We start from the raw sequence: 10759 nt of genomic DNA, 5'->3' as shown, positions 1-10759 counted from the left end.
TAAAATAATCTTGCCTATTTGCCACTTTTCTTTAGTTTAATTTGTTAGAGGCGCATAGTAGGGGTGTCGAATGTGCGATCTAAAAATGATCATTGTGGTATCCGTGAACAGAGAACGAGTACTCATCCTTCGAAACACTTAGCTGCTACGTAAACACAAAAAAGCGACCCCGCCAATAATGGAGAGATCGCTCGGATATAAAAGGACGCGTTTGTTCATTTGGTCATACTGATCTCAAAACAGCTCGGCCCGATTTGTTCCGCTGCCGTTGTGATTCAAGCCATTCCCGAATAAAGACTCATCATACATTTATGCAATTGTAAAAACAATTATTTGACGATTTTCCTTTATCCGATCATTTGGCGACTCTGATATCGCTCGTTTTTAAGATTCTTCACCCGATTTATAGCCTGAATTAACTTCTCCAATTCAGGCCTTCCCTGGGCTCGTTTGAGCGATGCTTCAACTAGTACTAGCTCCATCATTTCTCGGCTCATTTCGCCTAGGACCTCGACTAATTCATTTGACTCACGCTCAATTAACCTCTTCGTTCCTATGCTTAACAAGGAATGTCACCTTTCCCCTAATAAGCGACTCGATTGCTAGGAACAATCTGGGCTAATCATTCAGACAAATCTCATTATATCAACACATTTCAACTATTTCCATAATTTTCTTTGAGGTTTTATAGCATTGCTTGATTACAGGTACAAACTCTCCCCTCCATGCCCCCTGCTCCTCTTAAAAGACCAACGATACTATTTACTATTCATCCACACCAAGGGGGGCAAATCGGACGTTGGTCATTACAGTGGCTTTATGTGGATAATGGGTTAGGTGAAAATTTTTAGGGAAAATTTAAGTCAATTTATCATTTCCGAAGCATAAAACAGGGATATTTCTCTCAGGAAAAGAAGACTTCAATAACAACGAATTAGCTAAATCAGGAGATGGAGTACATGAAAGTAATTGGTATTAATGGAAGTCCACGAAGAAACGGTAATACATGCATCTTAATTCAAACGATATTTGAAGAACTTAATCAGCACGGAATCGAAACCGAGCTAATCCAATTAGCCGATCATCCGATTAAGGGTTGTATTGCGTGCGGTGGGTGCGTCCTTCAAAAAAACAAACAATGTGTTGTCGTTGACGACTCCTTTAACAGTTGCTTAGAAAAAATGATTGCTGCCGACGGCATTATACTTGGTTCCCCGGTATATTCCGCTGGAGTCACTTCGCAAATAAAAGCTTTAATTGACCGGGCCAGCATCGTTTTGGCGAGTAACAGAGGTCTTTTGAAACATAAAGTTGGTGCCGCTGTAACGGCTGTCCGACGTGGTGGTGCGATCAGTGCCGTTGATACGCTGCATCATTTTCTGCACAGCAAGGAAATGTTTCTAGTTGGGTCAACTTACTGGAACATGGTTTATGGAAGAGATATTGGAGAGGTAGAGCAAGACCAAGAAGGCATGTCTAATATGAAGAATCTTGGTCAAAACATGGCGTGGATTTTGAAAAAGATTCATGGATAAGAGTCTTTCACGTATGAATTTACCGACAATCAGGGACAACAAAAGCTCGCCGTAGTTGGCGAGCTTTTACATTCATGCACTCCTAATAGATGTACTTCTCCTGAGAAGTACTACCGTTAGCCTATCCTTGACGTAATAACTTCCCCCAACCGCTGAATGCCCAGTCGGGTTGTATCCTCATTCGTACAAGAGAAGTTCAGTCGTAATGTATTGACTCCCTTTTTGTTGATATAAAAGGGGTCACCGGGAACAAAGGCCACCTTCCTCGCGATGGCTTCGTTAAACACTTCAACCGCGGAAACGCCTTCGGGGAGCGTGACCCAGAGGAACATTCCCCCTTCGGGTTTGGTGTATTCGATATCTTTGGGGAAATACTCTTCGATAGCTTCTACCATGGCATCCCTTTGGATCCCGTAGGCTTTCCGGATAGTTTGGATATGATCATCGATCGGGTAATCTGTTAACAGTTGATGAATAATCCGTTGACCGAAATAGTTCGTGTGTAAATCAGAGGCCTGCTTGGCGATGATCAGCTTCTCCATGACTTCTTTCCGTGCCACAATCCAGCCGATCCGGAACGAAGGAACTACGATCTTCGAGAAGGAACCGAGTAACACCGTGTTTTCCGGAATGAGTTTGTAAAAAGAGGGTTGTTCACTGCCTAAGAAGCGCAATTCGCCATAAGGGTCGTCTTCGATAATGATGGTATTGGTTCCCCTCACGATGTCGGCGATTGCGTTCCGCTTTTCCAAGGTGTAGCTAATGCCGGCCGGGTTATGAAAGTTGGGAACGCAGTAAAACAGTTTTATGTTGTGGTTTCGAACAGCTTGTTCGAATTTTTGAATGTCAACGCCGTCGGTCTCTAACGGAATCGGATGAAATGTCGGCTTATATAAGGAGAAGGCTTGAATCGCCCCCAAGTAACCAGGCTCTTCCATCACCACATCATCGCCGTCATTGAGAATCGTCTTTCCTAATAAGTCTAATCCCTGCTGGGACCCGGCTGTGATGAGAATATCATCAGGGTCAACATCGATGTTCTTTCTCGTCTTATACCGCTGTGCGATCCACTCTCTCAGTCCCAGAAAGCCCTCCGATGCACTGTACTGCAAGACATCAGCACCGAATAAATCGAGGACTTTGTTGGTGGCCCTTTTGATTTCGTTTACAGGGAAAAGGTCTCGATTGGGCAAACCACCGGCAAATGAAATGATAGATTCATCGACGGTAACCTTTAAGATTTCTCGAATGAAAGATCTCGGTACATCGGTGATTCTATCAGAGAAAATCCCGTTCACAACGTACACTTCCTTATCCAATGTTTCTTACTAAGTATACGCCTATTTTTCCTACGATTTCAAACGAATCATGACTTTTTCTAGGGATGTTGCTTATACCCGAAGGAACCACTGGTTTCAATTTTGTGTAAAAATAATTAATGCAATTACATAATTCGACAAGATTCACTCGATTCATAGTGCATAATGAAGAAAAAACAGTATATCGGGTGATATGATTGTCGTATATACTTGATAAACCAACGCATAAATCGGACTTTAACCTACTTTATTTATTTCCCATCATCATGGTGTCCACTACTTTAACGTCGATTGCCTTCGAGCCTTTTTGGAGCTCCCATTACCAGGTAACACATAGCCTGATTGAAGGCATCTGTATCTACCTTGCATTCACCGGTTTTATTATCGCATTGACCTTATTTAAGCGGGCTCCCCAAGAGATCCAGTTACTCGGCGTCGGCTTTTTATCAGCAGCAGTATTTGATACTGCTCACATCCTATCTTCCGTGGGAGTCATTACGAACTCACTGGTTACCTATGATTTAGCCGGTCGGTATTGGGTCGCCGGCAGGTTAGTAGAAGCAATTGTATTATATTTAACGACACAAGGGGTTTCTTTTCGGTATAATCGCTGGCTTTGCTTTTCTGTTACATTTGCTGTGGTGTCCCTTCTTTCATTCGCCTTTTGGCGTTTTCCTAACTTACTTCCTCCTCTGTATCTGGTAGGGGTAGGCGCTACATTGACGAAAGCCATCATTGAATATACGATTGTGGCCATCTTTTCGTTAAGTTTGATACAAATTTATCGTACCTATGCGGGTGAACATTTTTTTAATAAACGTCATGTCGTCTTAGCGATTCTGACTGCGATCCCGGCGGAACTCATCTTCGCCGTCTTCCCTTCCACGACTTCTTTTCAAAGTGCTTGGGGCCATTGTCTGAAAATCTGTTATTATTATTACCTGTTTAAAGGCATTTTTGCCAACACCATTATTTATCCGTATCAGCAGATGGAACAATCGTCCGAACGATTCATGCTATCTTTCCATTCCAGCCCCGTGATGAAGGCTATCGTTTCTGTAAAAGACTATAGATTTATTGATGTCAATCAAGCCTATTTAAACAACACCGGTTTTACCCGAGAGGACGTCATCGGCAAAACACAACGAGAAATCAGTTGTCTAGCACTGGACACCCACCAATTGATTGCGAACGGACCCGTAAGTAATCTCCAAATCAAGTACAACACCAAACAGCGTCATATCAGAGAGGCTATTTTAAACACGGAAGTTATCCTTCTCAACGGCAATCGGTACCTTTACTATGAGTTTATCGATATCACCGAAAAGAACAGATATGAGAGAGAACTGACCCGGTTAGACCGTTTAAATATCGTCGGTCAAATGGCAGCAGGAATCGGCCATGAGGTGAGAAATCCCCTAACCACCGTTCGGGGATTTCTACAGATATTTGCCAATAATGCGGAGCTAAAAAAATACGATGATTATCTTCATTTGATGATCAGTGAACTCGACCGGGCGAACGCGATCATCACAGAGTTCCTTTCCTTAACCCGAACAAAGTCCTCTCATCAAAGCGAGCATAGTTTGAATGAAATCATCGATCATCTTATGCCCTTATTGCAAGCAAAAGCCTGGAAGGAAGATAAATCGATCACCCCCGACTTACATCCCATTCCAAAGATTCTTCTTAACGAAGATGAGATCCGTCAATTGTTATTAAACTTGATCAACAACGGTCTCGACGCCACCGAAAGAAAAGGTGCAGTAACGATACGCACCTATAGCGAAGGGGAAGCTATCGTTCTTGCTATCAAAGACGAAGGTACAGGAATTCCAGAGGAAGCACAGGAAAAAATCGGACTTCCCTTTTATACGACCAAAGCGAACGGGACAGGGCTGGGGTTAGCGACTTGTTACAAAATCGCCGAACGTCATAACGCAAAAATGGATTTTATCACAGGCTCGGAAGGAACTACATTCTTTGTCAAATTCCAACCGGTTCGTTACGAAAAAGAACACAGGACAACCAGCTTAGCCATATCGGCGTAGTAAAAAAGCGTGGCCCGCTTCGGTCACGCTTTTCTTGATCGTGATTCAAAAATAAAAGGTAAGGTTATCCGAGAGGCGAATATACCCATGTAGTTTATTTTTGGAAGGTGATTATGATGTTGATTCGCCATCGCGGCTATGAGCCAAAGGTGGATCGGACTACCTACATCGCTCCCACGTCGACGTTGGTGGGAAAGGTGACTGTGGGTCCTCATGGGAGAGTCATGTTCGGAGCGGTTGTAAACGCTGAATCATCGGAGATTACCATCGGCAAGTATGCCATCATCAGCGAAAATGCCGTGCTCCGTGGGAACAGGTCGTCTACGGACCTGCCCGTACACATTGGCGATCATGTGTTTATCGGTCCCCATGCTACGCTCCTAGGATGTACCGTCGATTCTTGTACGTACATCGCGACGGGGGCCACCGTGCTCCAAGGAGCGAAAATCGGCTCCGGTGCGGTAATTGCTGTCGGTGCCCTGGTCCATGCCATGACAGTTATCCCTAGCGGTTTTTTTGTTCCACCCTTTTCTATCGCCATTGGCGATCCTGTTACTCTCTATAGCCCCGATCAACTCGAAGCCGTCAGTGAGGCGATTCGAAAGGTCGGCTTTGCCAAAGCCGCTTTTGGTATCGAAGGAACCTTTGCAGAAAGAAAAGATCTATACCAGATGACGACAACGATCCGCGCTGATCAGTATGCGGCTCACTTTCAGGACGTAGTTCTAGATCCCCTGGATTGACTCCCTTTTATCTGCTCCAGATTAGTTTGATATCCCTTTCATCGGCTCCTTCTAAGTACACCTTGGTCACATCTTTTAGCCCTTCCGGTATTTTAATTTCAAAATTGCCCGTCCGATGTATGCGGCTCACAAGACTATAACGCAATTGCAAATAAATGATATTATGATCAACCCTGTAGTGATAACCGCTGAATCCTAGAGAACTGCTCCTAGTGTCCCCTTTCAAATACAGCGCATTATCACCTTCCTCTTTGATTTGATCGATGATCACAGATTCGGGCTGAACAACTTGGCCATGGACGAACAGAGTGAACAGCCCGTAAGAACTCACCATCAGGATAAAGACAACCATCATCACTATCGTTCTTTTCGTAGAAAACAACCTTGTCACTCCCGTAACCCTCACCTGTTTGGAGGCTCCCTCTCCGGTACCCCGAAACGTACCTCAGTCTAGTCGCTCCCACCTCCGCCTCCGCCGCCGTCTCCACCACTGTCGCTGCCACAATCGCCGCCACTGTTACCTCCACAGTCACCGCCGCAATCATTACCGCTGTTGTCACAGTCTCCATCGACGTCACTACCCCAGAAATTCCAACCTCCGTCACTGCTGCTGCAATCATCGCCAGTTCCAAAGTCGACATCTCCGCCGTCACGATCGAATCTTTGACCACGGAAGATTTTCATGACTATAGCTATAACCGCTATAACAGCCACCAACAGAAAGGAGTCCATCCTCTCGCCTCCTCTACCGTTAGAATCGTTGATACCCTTCGTGGAAGATATCACAAAATCCTCCTCTCATTAGGAGAATCACATGGTATCGACTGTAAAAACGAGCGACATAAAAAACAGCCTAGGTATGTTCCTAGGCTGTTAACGGGCCAAATCTTGTCTATACGTTAAAATACCGACCAGATGACAACTACAGATAAGATTACGGTAACCATCACTTCGATGCCATTAACAAAACTTTCCCGCTTTTCATGCTCGTAATCTAATGACTGTTTCATCATGACACCTCCGCCACATTCGAAATTAAATTGTCTAATTGGGTAAACTGTAAAGTTTCTTCGCAAATTCATTATAAAGTAGGTTTATTAATAATTACTACTAGTATTGAAAATTTAATAAAAGTGCGTAAGTTATTTCTTTAGTGCGTAAGTTATTTCTTTTCCTTATTACCGCTGTGAATAAATGAACCGCCAACATCGTAATATTCTCATCGTTTTTCCCCCTCTCCGAGCCCGCGACAAAAACAAAGAGGCCCGGTACAAAAGTACCGAGCCTCCAGTATTTCTGGTGAGCTCTTCCATAAGGATTCTTGTTGTGTTTTAATTATATGCGAGGACTCACTGTTGGTTCAACCCTCACGTATATATTTTTCCACGATTTGTTTTCCATAAGAATAGATACTTCCGAAGGCGATGGTAAACTTTTCACTGCATACCTACATCGATTCTTCAGAAACTAGATTTTACGAACAGCGAAAGGAGCGGAAAGATGTTTCAAAAGATAGACCATGTCGCCATCACCGTAAAAGACCGCGTTGCTTCAATTCGCTTTTATGAAGAGCATTTTGGTTTTCAAAAATACTATGAGCACGATGTTCCCGCCCCGGGGATTGAGAAAATTGCCTATCTTCGTTTGGGAGATACAGTCCTCGAACTGATCCACATGCCTGAGGGTCCGAAAAACAGCGGCTATCACTTTTGCCTGCTCAGTGATGATTTTGACGGAGATTTTAACCGTCTAAAAGCTGCTGGCATACCGATAGCCCAACTCCCTCATTCTTCGGCGGCACGAACTCCCGAAGAAGAAGGCTGGATACGAGTGGTATTTCTCGGTCCTGACGAAGAGATGATTGAATTTCGCGGATAGGATAGTATCTAGCGTTCTTTCATCGTCTACCACTTATTTTCTCGGTTCGGTGCATTCCCATGACACAAATATATATCGCTTAAAATTCAAGTGGCTCATCGCTTTACCAAGCTTGAGCCACTTCTTCTTTGCGTTCCTGCAATCTAAGCTTCGCTCGTGAAAAATGACTTGCCTCAATCGCCTTTCGGATTTACGCTGTCTTTTTCGACCATGAGAATGACTGTTTTCTCCGGAGCTCTTGTACGATGGACTACCCCTTTCGGAACGGTATAGCCTTGTTGGGGATGTAATTCTATCGACTCATTTTCCAGATCGATGTACAACTTGCCGGACACAACATAAAAGAACTCATCCTCCTGTTCATGCTGGTGCCAGTGAAACTCCCCCTCGATCACACCGAGCCGGACTAGTGAATCATTTACCTGCGAAAGGGTTACATTGATCCACTTTTCGGTTACGGAATCAACGATGGAAGGCACATCGATGATTTTTAGTTGACCGATTTTTTCCATCACGTTGAATCATTCCTTCCCTTGTAACCTCTTCCTTATAATGAATTACGATTTAGGAATCATAGATAAGCGATATAACGATACGCTTCGTCCTTCGATACTCGAAGGCGATTCACCCATATACGTGGCTCCCAGCTTGTCATAGAAACCTCTCGCATAGGGATCGGAAAATATGAATAAATCGGCGATTCCTTTTTCCCGGCAAATCTCTTTGATGAAAGAGATCAGTTTGGAGCCGATGCCTTTCTTTATGTACACAGGACGAATGAAAATATGCTCCAACCAGAACCCTTTCTGTACAAATACTTTTCCTGCCCAAAAGTCCTCTTTTACTTCCACCACAGACATATACCCGGCAATCTGCCCGTCAACTTCAGCCACGAAGACCATGTTGTTCTCTACGTAAGCAGGGGTAATGGTCAATTCATTTCTCCAGACATCGAAGTATTCCTTTGGGTAGTTCCAATATTGTTTCGACGAAAAAGAAATCTCCGTCAAGGTTTCGCTTTCTGCGACTTGTGCTTCTCTGATTCTCAGTTCCATAATTCTTAAGCCCCCAGATTATCCTCGTTATACCTTTTTCATCAGCTTGTTGATCATTGAGATGACTCGCTTCGAGTTGGCTTCCAGCTGTTTGAGCATTCTACGTGCTTCATCGTGGTTACCAGCCTGGTATGCCTGGGCTGCTTTCAAGGCGTATTCGTGAACCTTCTGGTGCGGCTCATCGATAGCGAGGAAATGTTTATCGTCTTTGAAGGAGTTATTTGCATCAAAATACCATTTGCCTAATGCACACTCGCGGTGAGTATTCACGTCCTCGGGACGCACTTGCTCTGTTCCGTTGATCATGTTGACGATTCGAACCTTCCAGAGTAAGTGGTCTGATTTCGCTTTGATCAGATGTTCTTCGTTCGACCAATTTTTAGACGATGAATCGACGTTGAATAGCTCCACCAAATTTCTCAGTTCTTGCGCCATGGCGCTCGATTCCTCAGCACTGGCGGCAATCGTTTCCACAGAAGCTGTCGTTTCCTCCGTCGATGCTGCCACCTGCTGGACATGAATCGCCAGGGAGTCGATGACGGTCGCAAGCGTGTTGATCAGGCTGACGATGCGGTCGGAGCTGGCTACTTCGTCCTCGGTCAGTTTGACGATACCTTGGATGGCTTGCTCTGTTTCTTGAACCGCCAGAAGGATGTTATCCAAGGCTTTGCCAGCTTCCGAAACGACCCGAACGCCTTCCTCCACTTCTTTTCGGCTCTCGTTGGTCGCTTGTACCGTTGCCTGCGTGCTGGCGGAGATTTTTTGGACCAGTGCCGAGACTTCTGCCGCCCCTTGAGAGGATTGATCGGCTAGTTTGCGTACTTCTTCGGCAACTACGGCAAAGCCACGACCAGCTTCCCCGGCTCTCGCAGCTTCGATCGCCGCATTTAAGGCCAACAGGTTCGTTTGGTTCGCCAGATTGGTGATCGTCTCCGTGATGACCCCGATTTCCTGAGAAAACTGGACCAGTTGGTTCATGAGTTTGCCCGTCTCTTCTGCCTTTTGGTTGATATTTTCCATCCGGCGTACGGTCTGCTTCACCGTTTCTTTACCAATCTCGGCTGTATCCATGGTCGCGTGGGAGGTAGCTGAGGCTTGTTTGGCCTTCTCTTTCGCCATCTGAATGAGCGAGGAAAGCTCCAACAGCACTTCCGATGACTCCAATACAGCCTCAGTGCCTCGCTCCGACTTCTCGGCTACATTTTGCATGTTCTGGGCGACTTCCTGGACAGCCACCGATACTTCTGCTGCCGACGCAGCCGTTTCTTCAGACCCTGCGGCTAGTTCGTCGGCCGCTTTGCGTGCGTGCTCCACCATTGCCGCTTGGCTTTTGACCATTTTATTGAAAGAGGCAGTCAGGTCACCGATTTCATCCATACCCTGAACGTCACCGAAGACGGTCAGGTCACCCGACCCAGCCTTAGCCATTAATCGCTCCATGTCGACAACTGGTTTGGATATAAGGCGGGCCATCCATGCCCCTAGCCCGAAAGATACCACCGTCGATAATAAAATGGCTCCCAACATGGTGTAGATCGACCGGGAAAAATCGGCCTCTACTTTTTGCTGGATCTGATTCGCTTGGGCTTCTCTGTATTTGCCTAATTCCCGGCGAAGAAGTGTGTTGGTCACGGAGTTGTTTAAATTGGCCCTATAGGCGTCTATAGCTCCCTGGCGATTTCCTTCCATCGCCAGTTGGATCGCATGGTTTCGGGCTTCACGGTTTTTCGGAATAATGTCCACCAATACTTTGACGATCGCTTGCTCTTGTTCCGATAATGTTTTTTCTTGGTATTGGGCAAACAGTTCGTTTGATTGCTTAACATTTTCATCGAGACGCTGCTTGATCTCTTTTTGTTTGTTTAGATCCGGTTCGTTGATGATTTCTAGAAGGTATTTATCGTTCATCAAGTTCAGTGCACGCGTTTCGTTCAGCCACTGTATGGGAAGTAACTGATCATGATACAACCGCTGTGATGCCTGATCCATCTCTTTCATGAAATAGAGTCCCACTCCGCCGATGGTAATGCTGAACAAAACACCAACGAGAACAACGAGGATGATCTTTTTAGAGATTTTTATGTCATAAATCCAACTCACGAGTACGATCCCTCCCTTTTTTTAGCCATCAGGTTCGTTTTAGCCACCAGGTTAGATAATCTGGTAGATGAATCATCG

At 45.1% G+C, this 10759-nt stretch carries 10 protein-coding genes; 4 read left to right on the top strand and 6 right to left on the bottom strand.

Annotated elements, in window-relative coordinates; genetic code table 11:
* The first annotated feature begins 959 nt into the window (after positions 1-959).
* On the top strand, positions 960-1535 hold the full coding sequence (locus H1S01_RS07020; RefSeq protein WP_188039368.1) for a flavodoxin family protein: 576 nt from the start codon (positions 960-962) through the stop codon (positions 1533-1535).
* A gap of 116 nt (positions 1536-1651) precedes the next feature.
* Here the strand turns inward: H1S01_RS07020 and H1S01_RS07015 are convergent, their stop codons facing one another.
* On the bottom strand, positions 1652-2833 hold the full coding sequence (locus H1S01_RS07015; protein ID WP_188039367.1) for an aminotransferase class I/II-fold pyridoxal phosphate-dependent enzyme: 1182 nt from the start codon (positions 2831-2833) through the stop codon (positions 1652-1654).
* A 287-nt stretch (positions 2834-3120) separates the two neighbouring features.
* Here H1S01_RS07015 and H1S01_RS07010 point away from each other — a divergent pair, with 287 nt between their 5' ends.
* Both H1S01_RS07010 and H1S01_RS07005 read left to right on the top strand, forming a co-directional pair.
* Positions 3121-4905 carry an MASE3 domain-containing protein gene (locus H1S01_RS07010; RefSeq protein ID WP_243237128.1) on the top strand — a complete coding sequence of 595 codons (1785 nt, stop codon included), beginning with the start codon at positions 3121-3123 and terminating at the stop codon, positions 4903-4905.
* 116 nt (positions 4906-5021) lie between these two features.
* Complete coding sequence (locus H1S01_RS07005; RefSeq protein WP_207732224.1) at positions 5022-5648, top strand: gamma carbonic anhydrase family protein; 627 nt, start codon at positions 5022-5024, stop codon at positions 5646-5648.
* A 7-nt stretch (positions 5649-5655) separates the two neighbouring features.
* On the opposite strand, the gene H1S01_RS07000 is transcribed toward H1S01_RS07005, so the two are convergent.
* The gene (locus tag H1S01_RS07000) at positions 5656-6030 is read right to left on the bottom strand and encodes a hypothetical protein (RefSeq protein WP_188039364.1); all 375 of its coding nucleotides are present in this window, start codon (positions 6028-6030) and stop codon (positions 5656-5658) included.
* Between the two features lie 68 nt (positions 6031-6098).
* Positions 6099-6380 (bottom strand): hypothetical protein, encoded by a 282-nt coding sequence (locus tag H1S01_RS06995; protein WP_188039363.1) that lies wholly within the window; start codon positions 6378-6380, stop codon positions 6099-6101.
* Between the two features lie 768 nt (positions 6381-7148).
* On the opposite strand from H1S01_RS06995, the gene H1S01_RS06990 reads away from it, so the two are divergent.
* Complete coding sequence (locus H1S01_RS06990; RefSeq protein ID WP_188039362.1) at positions 7149-7526, top strand: VOC family protein; 378 nt, start codon at positions 7149-7151, stop codon at positions 7524-7526.
* A gap of 173 nt (positions 7527-7699) precedes the next feature.
* Here H1S01_RS06990 and H1S01_RS06985 read toward each other — a convergent pair whose 3' ends face one another.
* The 3 genes from H1S01_RS06985 to H1S01_RS06975 are packed head-to-tail and all read right to left on the bottom strand — an operon-like array spanning position 7700 to position 10681.
* Complete coding sequence (locus H1S01_RS06985) at positions 7700-8038, bottom strand: cupin domain-containing protein (protein WP_188039384.1); 339 nt, start codon at positions 8036-8038, stop codon at positions 7700-7702.
* A gap of 45 nt (positions 8039-8083) precedes the next feature.
* Positions 8084-8581 carry a GNAT family N-acetyltransferase gene (locus H1S01_RS06980; protein ID WP_188039361.1) on the bottom strand — a complete coding sequence of 166 codons (498 nt, stop codon included), beginning with the start codon at positions 8579-8581 and terminating at the stop codon, positions 8084-8086.
* A gap of 27 nt (positions 8582-8608) precedes the next feature.
* Complete coding sequence (locus tag H1S01_RS06975; RefSeq protein ID WP_188039360.1) at positions 8609-10681, bottom strand: methyl-accepting chemotaxis protein; 2073 nt, start codon at positions 10679-10681, stop codon at positions 8609-8611.
* Positions 10682-10759: the final 78 nt, after the last annotated feature.

Source organism: Heliobacterium chlorum, assembly GCF_014502795.1.
GTDB lineage: Bacteria > Bacillota > Desulfitobacteriia > Heliobacteriales > Heliobacteriaceae > Heliobacterium > Heliobacterium chlorum.
This window is presented reverse-complemented; position numbering and strand designations above follow the sequence as displayed.